Source organism: Pirellulaceae bacterium (assembly GCA_029243025.1).
Classification (GTDB): Bacteria; Planctomycetota; Planctomycetia; order Pirellulales; family Pirellulaceae.
This window is the reverse complement of record JAQWSU010000055.1, coordinates 215,888-231,477: the sequence shown is the minus strand read 5'-3', so window position 1 is coordinate 231,477 and position 15,590 is coordinate 215,888. Positions and strand designations below refer to the sequence as shown.

At 52.1% G+C, this 15,590-nt stretch carries 14 protein-coding genes; 2 read left to right on the top strand and 12 right to left on the bottom strand.

The window, feature by feature from the left end; all coding sequences use genetic code 11:
- On the bottom strand, window positions 1-1,094 hold a 1,094-nt coding region (locus P8N76_27425; GenBank protein ID MDG2385433.1), incomplete at its 3' end, for a hypothetical protein.
- 160 nt (window positions 1,095-1,254) lie between these two features.
- On the opposite strand from P8N76_27425, the gene P8N76_27420 reads away from it, so the two are divergent.
- On the top strand, window positions 1,255-2,061 hold the full coding sequence (locus tag P8N76_27420) for a cyclase family protein (protein MDG2385432.1): 807 nt from the start codon (window positions 1,255-1,257) through the stop codon (window positions 2,059-2,061).
- On the opposite strand, the gene P8N76_27415 is transcribed toward P8N76_27420, so the two are convergent.
- The 11 genes from P8N76_27415 to P8N76_27365 all read right to left on the bottom strand — a co-directional run bounded on the left by P8N76_27415 (window position 2,048) and on the right by P8N76_27365 (window position 14,257).
- Entirely contained in the window at window positions 2,048-2,749 is a 702-nt protein-coding gene (locus tag P8N76_27415; GenBank protein MDG2385431.1) for a hypothetical protein, read from the bottom strand. The two genes, P8N76_27420 and P8N76_27415, sit on opposite strands and share 14 nt — an antisense overlap.
- A gap of 16 nt (window positions 2,750-2,765) precedes the next feature.
- A complete protein-coding gene (locus tag P8N76_27410; protein MDG2385430.1) occupies window positions 2,766-3,686 on the bottom strand; it encodes a hypothetical protein in 921 nt (306 codons plus the stop codon).
- Window positions 3,683-4,705: a formylglycine-generating enzyme family protein gene (locus P8N76_27405; protein ID MDG2385429.1), complete on the bottom strand. Its 1,023-nt coding sequence runs from the start codon at window positions 4,703-4,705 to the stop codon at window positions 3,683-3,685. Before P8N76_27405 ends, P8N76_27410 begins: the two co-directional genes overlap by 4 nt.
- A 124-nt stretch (window positions 4,706-4,829) precedes the next feature.
- A complete protein-coding gene (locus P8N76_27400; protein ID MDG2385428.1) occupies window positions 4,830-5,417 on the bottom strand; it encodes a hypothetical protein in 588 nt (195 codons plus the stop codon).
- 55 nt (window positions 5,418-5,472) lie between these two features.
- The gene (locus P8N76_27395) at window positions 5,473-7,002 is read right to left on the bottom strand and encodes an FHA domain-containing protein (GenBank protein MDG2385427.1); all 1,530 of its coding nucleotides are present in this window, start codon (window positions 7,000-7,002) and stop codon (window positions 5,473-5,475) included.
- Between the two features lie 30 nt (window positions 7,003-7,032).
- Window positions 7,033-8,571: a response regulator gene (locus P8N76_27390; GenBank protein ID MDG2385426.1), complete on the bottom strand. Its 1,539-nt coding sequence runs from the start codon at window positions 8,569-8,571 to the stop codon at window positions 7,033-7,035.
- An 11-nt stretch (window positions 8,572-8,582) separates the two neighbouring features.
- On the bottom strand, window positions 8,583-11,429 hold the full coding sequence (locus P8N76_27385; GenBank protein MDG2385425.1) for a response regulator: 2,847 nt from the start codon (window positions 11,427-11,429) through the stop codon (window positions 8,583-8,585).
- Between the two features lie 12 nt (window positions 11,430-11,441).
- The gene (locus P8N76_27380; protein MDG2385424.1) at window positions 11,442-12,839 is read right to left on the bottom strand and encodes a methyl-accepting chemotaxis protein; all 1,398 of its coding nucleotides are present in this window, start codon (window positions 12,837-12,839) and stop codon (window positions 11,442-11,444) included.
- A gap of 51 nt (window positions 12,840-12,890) precedes the next feature.
- A complete protein-coding gene (locus tag P8N76_27375) occupies window positions 12,891-13,409 on the bottom strand; it encodes a chemotaxis protein CheW (GenBank protein ID MDG2385423.1) in 519 nt (172 codons plus the stop codon).
- Between the two features lie 9 nt (window positions 13,410-13,418).
- The gene (locus P8N76_27370; protein MDG2385422.1) at window positions 13,419-13,775 is read right to left on the bottom strand and encodes a hypothetical protein; all 357 of its coding nucleotides are present in this window, start codon (window positions 13,773-13,775) and stop codon (window positions 13,419-13,421) included.
- A 14-nt stretch (window positions 13,776-13,789) separates the two neighbouring features.
- Window positions 13,790-14,257, bottom strand: coding sequence for a response regulator (locus P8N76_27365; protein MDG2385421.1), 468 nt, complete (start codon window positions 14,255-14,257; stop codon window positions 13,790-13,792).
- 618 nt (window positions 14,258-14,875) lie between these two features.
- Between P8N76_27365 and P8N76_27360 the strand changes: the two genes are divergently transcribed.
- Window positions 14,876-15,241, top strand: coding sequence for a hypothetical protein (locus P8N76_27360; GenBank protein MDG2385420.1), 366 nt, complete (start codon window positions 14,876-14,878; stop codon window positions 15,239-15,241).
- The last annotated feature ends 349 nt before the right edge of the window (window positions 15,242-15,590 follow it).

Below are 15,590 nucleotides of genomic sequence, written 5' to 3'. Positions count from 1 at the left end.
TCTTCGGTTTCGTCCTCTTCGGTTTCGTCCTCTTCGGTTTCGTCCTCTTCGGTTTCGTCCTCTTCGGTTTCGTCCTCTTCTTCTTCGGCTTCTTCTTCGGCTTCTTCTTCGGCTTCTTCTTCGGCTTCTTCTTCGGCTTCTTCTTCGGCTTCTTCTTCGGCTTCTTCTTCGGCTTCTTCTTCGGCTTCTTCGTCCTCTTCTTCTTCGTCCTCTTCTTCTTCGGCTTCCTCTTCGGCTTCCTCTTCCGCTTCCTCCTCTTCAGCTTCCTCCCCTTCAGCTTCCTCCTCTTCCGCTTCCTCCTCTTCCGCTTCAACTTCTTTCGCTTCCGGATCGCCCTCTGCATCATGCGAAACATCCGAACTGTTGTCGTCTTGAGTCAGATCCCCCTTACGGGCTTGATCCGCGGACGCTTCATCTCTCGGGAATTCAGCGGTTTCGGACCGTTCCGCAACGGCGTCACCTGGTATCACGTCGGAGTCGACAAACTGCCCGCGCGTTACTTCAGGTGAATACTGATCCTCGATTTCCTGGCTTGAGTCGGTCGAATCGCTCGAGGGTGTCGATTCCCCGCCGTCTGCGTGCGGATCATTTCCCACGTCCCTTAGATGACCTGAAGCGGCTTCGTTTTCGCTACCGCGCAAGTCATCGCTCGGTTCCTTCTCTAGGGGAGTTATTTCATGTTCCGTTTTGCCATCAGTCTGAGGCGGGCTAACGTCAAAATTCAGCGGACCGGCTTCCGATCCTTTCAAATCCGTCACACGCGTTGGATCGTTCTCATCCTGAGCGGAAACGGGTTGCTCAAAGCTCAACCCAGGCGGGAGATCAAAGGTGAGCGTTTCGCGAGGTGCGTTTTGTTCGTCGCTGGCAATCGTCTGCTCAGTTGCGGTAAGATCAGAGAGAGATTGGCTAGCGGGTACTTGCTTTGGTGAGTTTTTGCGCCGTTCGATCGATTCGCGTCGCAGCGTTTCCAGCTCACGATTGAGTTGCCAATCTCGGATGACGGCATACAAGCCACGAACAAATAGGTAGAGAATCCCGCCCAGTACGAACAGGCCCAACCCCATGATCGCCGCGGTAAAAAACACTTCCTTCATGCGTCGTACTTCGCTGAGAGGCGTTTCAATTGACTCGAACTAATATTTCCGGAAACCTTGCGAGATGATAACCACTCACTCCAACCTTCACAAAGCCCTTCCCATTGTCATCGGTCTTCTGCTGTCGATCGGTTGTCGCGAACCGAAAGATTTCGGGGAAATGTCGCCCCTGAAACCGGAAATAGGTTCAACCACAACTCTTGTGCCTGCAAATCCAAGTGCGCCATTGGCAGCAGCCACAATGATTGATCTTACCCATTCTTTTGATGAAAACACGATCTTCTGGCCAACCGAGGAAGGATTTCAACTGGAACAAGGGCCCGCAGGGTTTACGCAAACCGGATATTTTTACGCCGCCAATCGATTCCGCTTGGCTGAGCACGGGGGAACTCATATCGATGCGCCGATCCATTTCTTTGCAGGGGGTAAGACAGTGGATGAGATCCCGTTGCATCGCCTCATTGGCGATGCGGTGATCATCGATGTCACGGAGGCATGCAAAAACGACCGAGATTATCAAATTGGGATCAATGACTTTAGAAAGTGGGAAACGACCCACGAGCGACAATTGGTAGATGTGATTGTGTTACTTCGGACCGGATTCGGCCGTCATTGGCCTGATCGCGAGAAATATCTAGGAACAGCCATTCGGGGTGAAGAGGCTGTTCGCCAACTTCACTTTCCTGGACTTTCACCTGACGCGGCGAAGTGGTTGGTTGAAAATCGCATGATCAAGGCGATCGGAATTGACACAGCCAGCATCGACCATGGTCAATCGACAAGTTTTGGTAGCCACGTAACACTTTTTGAAAAAAACATTCCAGCTTTTGAAAACGTGGCGAACCTAGACGAATTACCACTGGAAGGCTTCAACATTATTGCCTTACCGATGAAAATTCGAACCGGGACCGGCGGGCCACTCCGCATCATTGCGTTGCTCGACTCATCTCCAGCTACATTGCCGTGACAAGATCGATTCCTTGCGACGCCAAGTGAGCATGCACGGCCGCGTCCGCATTCTGCAGAAAATGAAGACGAAATTCGCGATGTACGGAAGGTTTCAACCCCGTAGTGAAGCTCAATCCAAGTCGTTCCGACTTGGGCATCAGTTGCAGAATATGGGCTAACGTCGGATAGGGATTCTTCAGTCCCAAAATGGCAACTCGATTTTGAAATTGGAGAATCCGGACAACTTCGTCAATCGGCACATTTGCAGTTTCGGGGCGGTATGGATGCGTGTTCAATGCATGCTCCGGAAGTTCAATCGGATCGAGTTCTGTTGGTGGCGCTAGGTGCAATCGCATGTGTCCCAAGATTCGAGCGGTTTGGATCAGGGCCAGCGGATTATTTTCAAAGGTAGCCAGCTGATGTGACTGAAGCAACAAGAATCGGGTGAACACCTGTAGTCCACCTCGCCCACTGTACTCAGGGCCGCCATGAGTGGTTCTGGACAAGGCAAACCAGTCAGGTGAGATCGAAGAAAAATTAACACTTTCCGAGAGCGGTGATCCGCAAAGCAACGAACTGTGCGACGGTCCCCACTTGCAAAGCAGGCCCGAGATTTCGGAGTCGACTGAGGGTGACTGAGCGACGAGGTGATACCCTTGAGAGCGTCGCCCGCGAAGCGAAGTAAAAATGGCCTGCTCAATTAACATGGTGCCCCTCCGACCATCAAGTGCAGTTGATAATCCATTCCAGCGGTTCGGTAATTCCCCGAGGTTCCACGTGTAATGGAACGGGCATAAAGTAACCACGATGATCGGCGTAGGTTGCGGAAGAGCCAACGACACTGGAAGCGAAGAATTGATAGCTCGAGAAATTCCTGCCGAGGAACTTCCCAAATCCAGGCATGTTATCGCTGGCAAATTGCTCGGGGTTGACCATTGCCTCGCGGCATTCATCCGACTTCGTCAAAACAATTCCCAGGGGAAACTTGACGGGTTTCTGTTTCCGACCAGTAACGCTTGGGCTGCGCAGATTATGAATGTAGGACGCCAACTTCATCGCAAAAAAGTCCTCGTCACGTCCGGAATCACGCACGCTCATCGAGTCGATCAACATCAAGACGGCCCTTGAGCGCCGAATGACTTCTCGGATCGCCACGTAGGTTCCCGGATGCTCAAGCTCTGTGGCAATGGCTTCCCCTGCAAAATCGGGCGTAATGACATCCAAATAGTTGCGTCTTTTTTTATCGTTGGACACTTCGCAGTGGACCCACTGCCAGCCTTCCGCTTCCGACGCCGTTTTTTCTGGAAACCGACGATTTTCAAGTGCGCCGATCGTTTGCTGTTGGATGGCGACGCTAAAAGCATTGTTCGGCAGTCCTTGGATTCCACTGCTTCCTTTACTTAAGATATCCAGCAACATTCCGATGAAGACTGTCTTGCCAGCTCCACTGGCACCAAGCACGGAGACAAAGTTTACCGGTACCCCACGTTTTTCAGCAGTCCTCGATAGATCGAGAGGCGCTTGGCAACCACCGCAATAGCCATTGTTATCAAATGACTCCTGCTCACAGCAAACGCAAGTCACTTTAACCTTGTTATCAAGAAACTGACTCGTCTGAATAATTTGTTCGGTTGTATGGTTCATGATTCACCACCTTCCTCGAGGAAGGAATAGGGATCGGATGGTGGGACAAGTTCGTCAGCATCGACGGTACAACGAAAACCAGTGTTGCGACCACGATGCAGCAGGTTTTGCCCTGTCCGGAATTGACTTGTTGCTTGACTGGCAAAGTAAGTGTCGAAAGCACCCCCACGGATTTCTCCCATAGCGACGCTCGTAAGCAGCCTGTCACCATTGGGGGAGACATCGACTTCAAACAGCGCGGCCGTCCACTCCCAGGTGTTACCAATCAACTGGTAAACCCCATTGGGTGTACAGCCGTTGTAATATTCGTTCGCTGCGCTGGTATCCCCCAGCCCACTATTCCAGGTATTACAGCGCGATGGATCGAATGAATCGCCCCACGGATAGCGACTTTGCGACGCCGCGTCGCCCTGGCAGCCTGCCCAGGTCGCAGCTCGCTGCCATTCAGCGGGCGTCGGTAAGCGTTTTCCTCGCCAATGTGCGTACGCATTCGCCTCGTACCAACAGATCCCGACGACCGGATGGTTTTCTTTTCCGGCAGGTGGTTGACCATTCACCCAGAAACGAGGTCCGGCACAACCCGTCGAATCGACGAACTGCAGTACGTGTGACAAGATTTCCGCGGGCCAAAGATATTCCTGCGCGTATCCGCCCTCAGCCACGAATTGTGAAAACTCGGCGTTGGTCACTGCACAACGATCCAAATAGAACGTCTGCACCCAAGCCAACTCGGTCGGATTTTCCGTCGGTTCACCCTCCAGATACCCTGGATCGATCATCAACATTGACACTTCGCCCTCGGGTACAGGCGTCATCTGTTCTTCCAGCGAATTCCATGCAAGGTTGACAGCAGTTGGGTCTGGAACTGACTCACCCTCAACCGGAAGTTGTAAGACACGGCAGTAATGAAGTTGCTCTACCGAGGGGATGGCTTGAGCGACGAGCGAATCGTTTCGTTCTTCCTCAGCTTCGGCAGATGGTTTGTCGGACTTTCGCCGAAATCGTGAAATCAAAGTCACTTTTCTGCTCCTCCTGTGCTGTCTGTTCGGGATGCTCGAAGCCGAAGTCTGAAGAATTTCAATTTCCAATAACTCGGAGCGTGATCATCGAAACACAACCACGACCTCCCCAACAATTGGTCGGCTATCTTTTGTCACGTTGCTGCGCGTGCTTTTGCATTTCTCGCCGCAACTTTTGAAACTGGATTTGCGCCTTATGATAGGGCGCGGGACGCACTTCGTTGTTAGCAGGTTGGCTTGGAATTGAAGTCGTTCGCATCGTTGCGTTGGACCGCGTAGGATAGTTACCACCAACCGCCATTGAGGCATCACCCTGTACGGATCCAGCCGAAGTGGTAGTGGTGGTGGTACGAATTGCCGCTTGGCGAGTCAACAATTCGCGTTGCTCGCCTTCGAGGTTTTGCCAGGCCTGTTGAAGTTGCTCGGCATCGCTTCGAAGACGCTCTGTTTCCCGCTGACGCTCGATTTCCCAATTCTGTCGCACTTCTTCGAATTCGCTGGCCAATCGATCAAGCTCAACGGAGTCAGTATTTGGGGGATCCACCACCGGCGTTTTCATTTCCTGCAGGCGGTTAATCTGATGGGCCAAGAACTCTTCAATGCGCGAAGTAAGTAGCTGAAGATGTTCCACCTGATCCTGAATAACGATCGGGTCGGTAAACTTGACGCTGCGATCGAATTGCGGCGATTCGACCGTCGGCCGGTTGACCATTTGTCTTCCGAAATCATGCTTAGGTGTTGAGTGTTGCATAAGATTATCTCTGGCCTCAGTCAGTATCCGTTGGTCCATCAAGACGCTGCCAAAGGCTTGAAATCCGTGTGGCCAATGTTGGCTTCACCGATCCATTACCTCGGTCTTCTTCTTGATGGAGCTCTTTCAAGGTTTGTCGAAACGCATTAAATTTTTGATCAGCAAGTGCTGCAGATCGCGGCAAATCCTCGTTTTGCAATTCGGCGATCTGTCTTGCTAATTCAGCTCGATCGCGTGAAAGGGTCGCTCGTTCCTGAGCCATACCCATACGTTCTTCACGTAGTGCCTCGTCAATTACAGCTTGCTGATTCTCCGCAGCCGTTGTTCCTTGTAGACTTTCGATCCGATGCTCGAGTTGTCGATGCACCTCCCGGGAACTTGTCAGTTCCTCGCTTAGCCGATCGTTTTCTTCACGCAAATTTTGCAAAGCACCTTCATGTGCGGTCTGAGGCGATATCACTGCTGCCGCCTCATAAATCTGCCGATCGGATTCTTCGAGTTGTTCGCGCAATTCCACCAAACGGTGGGTGAGCATATCGCGTTCGGCACGAGATTCGGCTTCACGTTCGGAAATGCGATGTTCGATGTCATTCAGCCATCGTTCTATTTGCACGCGTTCTTCTTGTTCAGCGTGACTCGTCTCTTGCTCCGCTCGCAAGAGCTCTTCCAACGCTCGGATTCGATGGTCGCTTCGTTCCAATTCGGAGAGTAGATCTTCGAGCCGTCCAACGAGGGCTTCCATTTCCTGTTTATTTATCGAAGGCTCTTCCGGAGCGTCGAATTCGATGAGAGATGTCATTTCCGCGATTTGGCCATCGCGTTCAGCCAACTCTGCTTGTGTCCATTCCAGCTCCGCTTGGAGCATTTCAATCGTTTCTTGGTTGAAGGCTTGATCGGGTGTTAGACGATGCCGTCGCCCACTTGACGATGTCCCTTTCACAAAGCTCGAATCCTGCGATGAGGTGTTTTTCTGCATCGGCCGTACTGAAGTCGTCCCACTCTCGACATCGGCTTGCAGGTCGTCCGACAACCGATCCGCTTCGTTTGGACATTCAGCCTGATTCCATGGGTCGGCTTGAAACGCTGCGTGAATGGTTTGATCCTCTACGACTTCTTTCTCTTGTTCCAATAAGGGTTCGTCCAATTCCAACAGCGGCGTTTCTTCCCCCATCTCCGATACAACCTCGGAGGTTTTCACCACGGATTCCTCGGATCCTGCATCTAATTTCGTCATCAGGGTGTAATGGCCGATACCAATTTGGACACCCGGATCCGTGTGAACTTCATCGGTAATACGATGCCCGTCCACCATCGTGCCGGTATCTGAACACCAATCCTGCACCATCACCTTGCCCTCATTAAACTGGACAACGCAATGCATCGCTGAAATTTCATCCCCGTCTAGACGGAGTCCACAGTTGCCTCCAGAGCCAATAATCAGGCTGCCTCCATCTTGGAGATCGTGATCGTTCCGACTCCCGTTAGGGCAAATTACCGAAAGCGACAGACACGGCTTTTTCACAATCGTTGTTGGTTCATTTGTCATCGCAGAATCCTCTAGGCGTTTCCCAACTGATCAGCTACCCGCAACACAAAAGGCTGACGACGTGCCGGGTTCAGGCAGCTCATCAATCGATTGGAATAAGTTTTCTACCGCGTATGGTCGGTGGAGAACTTGATCCCATTGGCCCCAGACGTCTTGTCCCTGAGCGTAAATCCCTATCCATTGAATTCCTTCCAAGGAAGATTGTGGCATTTCTCGCAATTCACGACAGACCTGTTGCCCGAGTTCCGAATCGACCGCAATCACAATGACATCTGGTCGATGGCGTTTCAAAACAAGTTGCAAGGAAAGCCGATCCCGAACCACTTTCAATGAGCAAGCATCTTGATTTGTTTGTGCGGCCTCTCGCAACGACATGGCAGCCTCGGTATCCGTTTCCAGTACCACAACCCGCTTGCCTGGCTCCCCCACTTGTCGTTCGATGAAATCTACCATTTCGAAACCAACAAGCACACGATGGACCTCATCGTGCTCCCATCCCAACTTAGCGGACAGATCATTGACGGAAATGGCGTCACCCAAGCAACTGACGATCTTTTGATGTTGAGCAGAGAGCCCAGCTCGATCGAGGTTTTGACCACGGACCGCTTGCCGCACAAAGCGAGCCTCGCCATGATCGGCGGGCAGTTCTTCGTTTGGCACTCGCAAGGTGGCTTCCACAAGCAAAGCAACCACGCTGATATCGAGTTGAAGTCGGTGATGAAGTGAGGGTGGTTCCCGTCCTGATTCAAAGCGAAATCCGACCCGTTCACTGCGGAAGCAATGAAGCAACAACATAGCACCTTGATGCCTCAATAACTTCCGAAGCAATCTGGGATCAAGCACCTTGTTGTCCAAGAGTTGAACTAATCCATCAATTTGACTGCAGGAACCTCCGGCAATGGTCAACTTCAATACGGGCGCTAGATCTTGCAATGATTCGGGCAAGCAATCCAGCACGACTTTTTCGTCAATCCCGTTGCCCGTCACCGCCTGAACGCGTCCCTTTGACAAGTAGATCCAAACTCGATTGTGCGTCAGTTCGACTTCCAAAACGCCTGTCTTATCACCATTATTGAGAAAGTCGAGTAATTCACGAATCGAACAACATTCAAAGCTCCCCGAGAGTTCTGCTTGCCCCACCTCCTGAATCACCTCAGGGACGGCGGTACCTTCACGTTGGGAATCAACGACTAGGGCCCCCGTGTCCACCGTATTAGCGACGGTCGTAATCAACAACTCTGCGGTGTACGGCTTGGGCAGCATGTCAACCACGTTGGGGCAATCGGCATACTCCACATACGCACGTTTCCGCAAAGTTGAACTGCCGACAATCGGAATATCTTTTAGATTCGGATTATCGAGCAATTGTTTGCAGACTTCTTTGCCTGTCGTACCGGGAAGTTGATGGTCAAGAATGATCAAATCTGGCATCACTTCCGCGGCACGTTCCAAGCCTTCCTCAGCGCTGCCAGCCAAGACAACGCGATAGCCAACGGGGCTCAGAGTGGCGTCCACCAGTCGTCGGATTGTGGCGCTATCATCAATAACAAGAATCGTGCGTTCACTCATATGTAGATTCCTCAGTTCGGTTCCTGCAAACGACAAAGAGCACCGTTAATCTGTTTTTCACTAACTGGTTTTGTGAGGTAGTCGGTGACGCCCAAATTCCTAGCTTTATCTTTGAACACTTCTTCGTCTCGACTGCTCACCATCAGGACAGGAGTCATTTCGTAGATTTCTCGCGACCTGATTTCCCGCAACAGGTCAAAACCACTCATTTGTGGCATCTCCAAATCCGTGAAAATAATGTCATAGGCTTGTTGATTAAGAAGCTTCACCGCTTCAAGCCCATCGGATGCTTCGTCAATCAGATAGTGATCTGAATCAAGCAATTGAATCAGCGCCCGTCGTGAACTGCGAGAATCGTCAACCACCAACGCCCGCTTGCATTCTGTCGAGGACCGGTTCTTTGAGAAGTGGGACGGATCAAGAGTCGAACCTTCGCGACTCACCATCAAGCTGCGCTGAAGCAAATGTTGACCGTCGAACAGCAGCATAATATCACCTGTCCCTGAAAGGGTGACTCCGCCAAACATTCGTTGGTCTTTCAGCAAGGAAGGAAGAGGACGCACCACGACTTCCTCGGGACCAACAATTTCATCAACCAACAGTCCGATTCGCCTTTCAATTCGTTGTGTTGAGTCCGATTCATTATCGCTGTCAGTGACTTCCCACCCGTGTGCAATCACGATGAGTTGACTTTGATTCAGGTCCTGAGAACGAGTATTCGGACAGACACTCGAGAACGGAATCAGGGGGAAATCCTGTGATTGTTCCGGCACCCATGGTCCGGCTGCTTTCACAAATTGAGTAGGGACAGCAAACTCCTGATTGCCTGATCGGAACACCATCACGTGCTCAATCACAGAATGCAGCGGAATCAGGAGACGAATGATCGTTCCCTGACCGGGTTCAGATTCAACTTCGATCCAACTTTGAAGTTCCTCCAACGTCGTAGCGACAACATCCATGCCCACACCACGGCCGGATAGTTCGGTTGTTTCTGTCTTGGTGGAGAACCCCGGATGAAAGATCAGTCGAGCCAACTCCGACCGCGTTGCGACTCGATCAGAAGCAATCAATCCCATTTCAACACCTCGACGACGGAGGGCGTCATAGTCGAGCCCTCGCCCATCGTCACGGACGGTGATCACGAGCAAATTGGATCCACCATTTGCTTCCAACCTCAGCGTGCCGGATGGATTTTTCCCCAGCGCAATTCGTTGCGATTCCGTCTCAATCCCATGGCTGACGGCGTTGCGCACAATATGAAGCAGTGCATCATACAACTGTTCTTGAATTGATCGCTCCAAACCCACGTCTTCACCAACAAGCTGTAACGCAACCTGTTTATTTTCTTTTTTCGCAGCGTCACGGGCAGCTCGTTGCAAACGAGCGAATAGCCCACCTACGGGAACACGTCGCAACTGCACAAGCTCTTGACGAAACTGTCGAATGAATCGCGAGATAGCTCGATTTTCGTCACCCACCGGTTCATACAGTTCTCGTAGATTTCGACCCAGGTCGAGCAGATCGTTCGCGACTTCAGTCAACGAACTAACCTTCCGTCGTCTTGGTTTCTTTGATCGATATTCGATCGGGTCGATGGTCAACGAATTGAGCGAGGCCGCGGGAGGACAATCTTCTTCAAAAGCCCGGAGGCGAGAAACACAAGCCACCAGCTCCGTGTTAATTTCCTTGAGTTGCTCAACGCGACATTCGCGCCGGTTTCGGAGCATCACCAATTCCGCCAACATATCCATTAGTCGATCCAGTTGAGCTGACTTAACACGAACCGAATCTTTGGAGGAGGCAGTGGAGTCGGAGAACGCAGCCGGCCTTTTGCCGGATGGAGTCCCGGGTTTTGGCGATTGATCTTTCCCATTCTTCGTTTCCACGGGGACACTGGTCGTTTCAGGAGCAACTAGGCTGATTTGCTGTCGAACTAAATCAACACCTTGCAGAATCGGATCGACGTCGATTTGACCATCGGACCGATCGCAAGAGGCTTGCAGATCATCTTCTACATGGTGCAAAAAAGCTGCCAGTTTCACTAAACCCACGCTTGCCGAAGCGCCTTTCAGCGTGTGCAATTCCCGACAAACTTGATTGAGCGGTTGCGGATTGGGCGAGTTTTCAAAGGCAAGTAACGATGACTCGATCGAGGCCAAGCAACGTTGTGCATCGTCGAGATAGGCTTCCTTGATTTCCCCTTCCAAGATCACATCGTCATTTAACGAGGATCTCTCTTCACCGGACACCGATTCAACTGACTCAGTCGCCAATTGACTTAAGAACTCCTTCGCTTCTTCTTGCCCTTGCACCTCATCTGACGCGACTTGGGCAGTTGATGCGGAAGTGAGCTCCGACAACGAAGTGAGTATCATGCCAATATCGTCGTTGACCTGATCATTTTCCGACCTTGGATCAAAATCAGTCGTTTTTGCGGACGGTTGCCAACTCTCAGCTTCATTTTGTTGTTCATTGAAAACCTGCAAGCATTCACCCCAACGCTGTACGCCTTCGGACAGACGTTTATCGAGCGGCTCTCCCAGGTCGTCTACGTCGTCGAATGCCTGCTGAAGCAGCGAAAGTGAATCGTCGACATAAGTGAGGATTTCCGCCGATTCCGAGCCCATCGCGCTGTCATCAGTTGAAAGCACGGCGATCTCGGTCAAGTTGGCCAGTTGATTAACAAAGCGAGCGATGTCACCGCGACCCGCATCTTCTGCCGAATCACCAATGGTCCTGAGTTCTCGTATCGCCGCCGCGTAGTTCTCAGGGTTATCCCGTCCGGCTTCCAACCAATCTCGAACCAAGCAGAGCGGTTCATGAAGGACGACCGTTTCACCGTTAACGTCTTGCACGTGTAAACTCCTCTACGCCGTTGGAACTGTATCGACCATTTTGTTCGTCGCGCGATCGTTATCGGTTGTGGGCCTCGCCACGGGCATCGTGGTGGACAAAGGACGCGCATTTCGTGAACCGGCAAACTCGCCTGTACGCGAGGGTCGCAGCGGATCCAACACGGTATTAAATTGCCGAGCGAGTTTCGTTAGCGTCCCCGTAGTCCAGCAGGCCTCCTCCGCTCGCGTACGACTCGACTTGGCAACCTCGGAAATACGCTCCACGGCCAAAACGACGTCTCGCGTCAATTGCAGTTGCAGCTGAGCTGCGTTCGTGATTTCACTCACTTGAGAGGCCGAGTCGCTCGAAATCTGGTTAATGCGTTCCAAAGCATCACCTGCGGCGCCAACGCGTCTGACTTCCGCCTCAACTTCCTCACGTTCTTCGGCCATCAACGCAATCGACTCCTGTGTCTCAAGCTGAATCGACTCAATCAGCCCGGCAACTTCTCGCGTCGCCTGAGCTGCTTGTTCGGCCAATTTCCGCACTTCATCGGCCACGACCGCGAAGCCGCGACCGTGCTCTCCCGCCCGCACGGATTCGATGGAAGCATTCAACGCCAACATGTCGGTCCGCGACGAGATAGAACTGATCGTCTCTACAATGGATCCAATTTCTTGGGAGTGATCGCCCAGTGAACGAAGTCGAGACTCGCTCGCTTCGACATGCTGTCGAATGCGATCCATACCGTCGATGAGTTCTCGAACTTGCTGCAAGGCAGAACTGGCAGATTCATTGGTCGCAATCGCCGCCTTTTGGGCCGCATCAGCGTTGTGCGAAACGGAATCGATATTTGCCGACATCTGTTCAACGTAAGTGGTTGTCTTACTGACCGCCTCACTCTGGTCCTCAGCTCCCCCAGATATTTCTCGGGTATAGCGTTCGATATCCTCGGTGCATGTCAGGATTTGATGGAGTTCAGAGTCCGCCTGCCCGGTGATGCTCATCAGCATTTCGCGCAGTTGATTACCGGGCTGGGTCCGACTACTGCTTGCTGACAATCCACGTCGGGTCAGTTGCGTGACGAGCTGTTCTATTTCGCGAAATTGTTCGCGTGTGGTGACAGCAGCTTCAGCCCAGCGATGCAATCGGTCGCCAATCTCCGCTGCCGCGGTATCAATTTCCGCGATTCCAGACATCACCACATGACTCGCATCGCCAGCGGAAATCGCCCGTTGCAACGATGAAAGACTTTGCTTCGTGCGCCGCAGCATCAGGCCGACGACAACACTCGCAACCCCGATAGAAGCGACGAGACTGATCCCAGAGGCAATTAATCCGCCGTTCAACGCTTGAATAATCACGACAGGGATCGCCCCCAACAGGACAGCGCCAACGTGTGTGCAAATGAAGAAAGTGCTGATTTTCAAGGCCCGAATTCCTTTGACTCAAAGGGATAAACATTCGCCTAACAACATGGTTTAAGTGGTAACCTGCGCACGCCAAAAGACGCTGAGAGCGTCATCGAAATATCGAAATAACGAATTGGCATCCAAGACCTGAACGATGCGATCATCATGGGAAGCTGAACCCATGACGGAAGAAGTCCAGCCGAGTGCCGTACCAGCTTCCGATGATAAGGATACTTCCAGCGGTACCAATCCAATCACTCGATCGACGAGCAAGGCCCAAGGCCCATTCCCAGCAGTTATGACGATCACCTGTTGGCCGCCTGATTGAGATTTCGAAGCAACATCCAAATCAAGAAGATTCACCACAGGGAGGAATTCATTTCGTAAATGACACAAACCTGCCAACAAGTGATTCGCATCCGGAACTGCGGCAATTTGCGGTCGCAACGCTACCTCCCGAACCGCCGTTGCCAGCACTCCGAGCGTCGAGGTCCCAACCTCAAACACACAGTACTTTTCGCAAGTCTGCAAATCGGTCGGTCGTTGGGTAGTCGGGCTGTTCGTCACGTTTCCTATCGAGTTAATCATGGTGCGTTGCTATGGGAGGATTTGTGGATTGGAATCGGACTTGCTTAGTTTTTCAGACAGCTGTCGTTTCAGATTTTCCAACCGACTTTCCGAACTGCCGACATCGTCGTCACCGCACGCCACCGCCTTTGGCTCCTGCGACGTTGGAGGCGATGCAGTCAATGCAGTCGACTGACCAGGCTGATTCTTTGCTGTCGGTTGCTTTTTCGCCGGTGTCCAATCTGGCGTGGAGGCTAAATCTGACTGAAGCGTCGCGGTCACCTTTTGCAGTTCCAGGATTGTTTCTTCACAAAACTGGCGCACCTCATTTCGCCAGAGTGCCAGCTTTGTATCGGAGTCAAATTGTGCTGAGTCAGAAGTAATCACTTGCAAAGTCTCTTTTATTTCACCGTAGTCTGTCCCACATCGGCCGCGGTCAGACCGGTTGTTGTTTCCGCACCTTTCGCCACTCCCTCGCTAGTCGAGTCTAGCTGGCGGTCGGCTGGCCCGATTACCTGACTTACAACCCGCAGCAATTCGGGCGCTTTGACCGGTTTCTGAAGATACGCGCCCCATTGATCTCCCAACAATTCGAGTGCGTGGGATTCCAGAGCCGTCAAAAAAATAACCGGCAGGCGGTGAAATGGCTCCCCGAGCTTTTTGATCTCCTCACAGACAGCGTAACCATCCATCACTGGCATCCGAATATCGAGTACGGCAAGTGCCGGTCGTTCGGACTTTATCAACTCAAGGGCTTCTACACCGCCGGCCGCGGTAATGACGCTGTATCCAGCCTCGGTCAACGTACACTTAACAACTGCTCGTACGGTGTGACTGTCGTCTACCACCAAGATCTTTTGCACTGACATTTTCTGCACCTTTTCCTACAATTGACAGAGACGCGTTGCCAAAGGCGCTATATCTCTTAGGGCGCTGTGAAGAGATGATTGAAGATGAGATCCGGAATGAAATATAGGTCACGTTCATACCAATTGCGCGTGAATCGGTAGCGATCGTTTTCTTTCTCCGGCCAACGACTGAATCGCCGTCGGCGACTTGCGAACTGGACACCCGACGGTGTTCCAAACTACGAAAAGAGGGGACCACCACGAATCGTAAATGCAACACCCCTCATCGTTGTGGGGTACAAACGAAACAACGTCGCGTTCCGCCATCGCAAGTGGCAGATCAGCCACCTCCGCCTCGCCAAAGCATGCCCCTAAAACGGCTCATCTCGGCACACGAGAGAGTTCTGCAAAACGCGAATTACCCGGCTCTTGATAGGATTATCAACGGATCGATCAATAAGCGGTTTGGATTTCGATCCGCCGCCTGCTCTTCCACGACGCCCTCTGGCTCGTCGTGGCCTGCCACCTGATCGCTGAGGGATCCAGCGCCAGCCATCTGAGCTGCAAATCGGCCAAGAGGTACGTTGCCGTCCAAATAACAGCTCCACATCTTCGATCCGAGTTCAAACGATTAGGCCAGTGCGCGAGGCTCTCAACGCTCCCGGACTACTCTCCCTCAAGTGGATTGGCTATGATAGGCATACTGAGACAAAATACCGCAAACGCAAAACGACCTCGAAACGTGAAGTGACCCTACTGATGGAAAATCAAAGCCTTGTTGTTCTCCTGCTGATTGTCCTGGACGCTTTTCTTTGGATTGGGGGGACGATCCTCTCACTGAGCACAACAAACCGATTTCGCTTCTACGCCTCGGCCTTCATCGTGCTCTTCGTGCTGCTGACACTCTTTTTCGGTTGGAAAAATGCGGCGATGATTGGATTCGCGGGACTCTGGTTAGCGGCCATTTTATCGAACATGGTTTGCTCAAAGGCCCGCGTATCGTAAAAACTCGTTCGCGTTTCCCTCCTCCACAGCGAGCCTGCTTCGGATCGTCGCAATCAGGAGGCACCATCGACCTGGCCTGAGGGTTTCTCGCTCTTCGTTTATGACTCAGGCATCCAGTTGTTCTTCGAATGCACCCAAGATAAATCGCACCGCCAGTTGATGCATTCAGGCAACTCGGAGGACGCTCCATTCCAATCACGATTTGTTGATTGACATGGAAGCTTATCCGACGCATCAGACAGGTCGATAACCTTTGAACCCCCTGGCTCGAATTCGTTGTCCGGAGCGAGCATGCACTTGGTTCATGCCGACCAACGGTGTTCCAGGATGCGGATAGAGCACAAAGTAA

Coding starts and splice junctions, on each gene's coding strand:
- P8N76_27375 (MDG2385423.1), bottom strand. CDS start 13,409: ATGATTAACTCGATAGGAAACGTGACGAACAGCCCGACTACCCAACGA.
- P8N76_27420 (MDG2385432.1), top strand. CDS start 1,255: ATGTCGCCCCTGAAACCGGAAATAGGTTCAACCACAACTCTTGTGCCT.
- P8N76_27400 (MDG2385428.1), bottom strand. CDS start 5,417: ATGGTCAACCGGCCGACGGTCGAATCGCCGCAATTCGATCGCAGCGTC.
- P8N76_27365 (MDG2385421.1), bottom strand. CDS start 14,257: ATGTCAGTGCAAAAGATCTTGGTGGTAGACGACAGTCACACCGTACGA.
- P8N76_27410 (MDG2385430.1), bottom strand. CDS start 3,686: ATGAACCATACAACCGAACAAATTATTCAGACGAGTCAGTTTCTTGAT.
- P8N76_27395 (MDG2385427.1), bottom strand. CDS start 7,002: ATGACAAATGAACCAACAACGATTGTGAAAAAGCCGTGTCTGTCGCTT.
- P8N76_27390 (MDG2385426.1), bottom strand. CDS start 8,571: ATGAGTGAACGCACGATTCTTGTTATTGATGATAGCGCCACAATCCGA.
- P8N76_27415 (MDG2385431.1), bottom strand. CDS start 2,749: ATGTTAATTGAGCAGGCCATTTTTACTTCGCTTCGCGGGCGACGCTCT.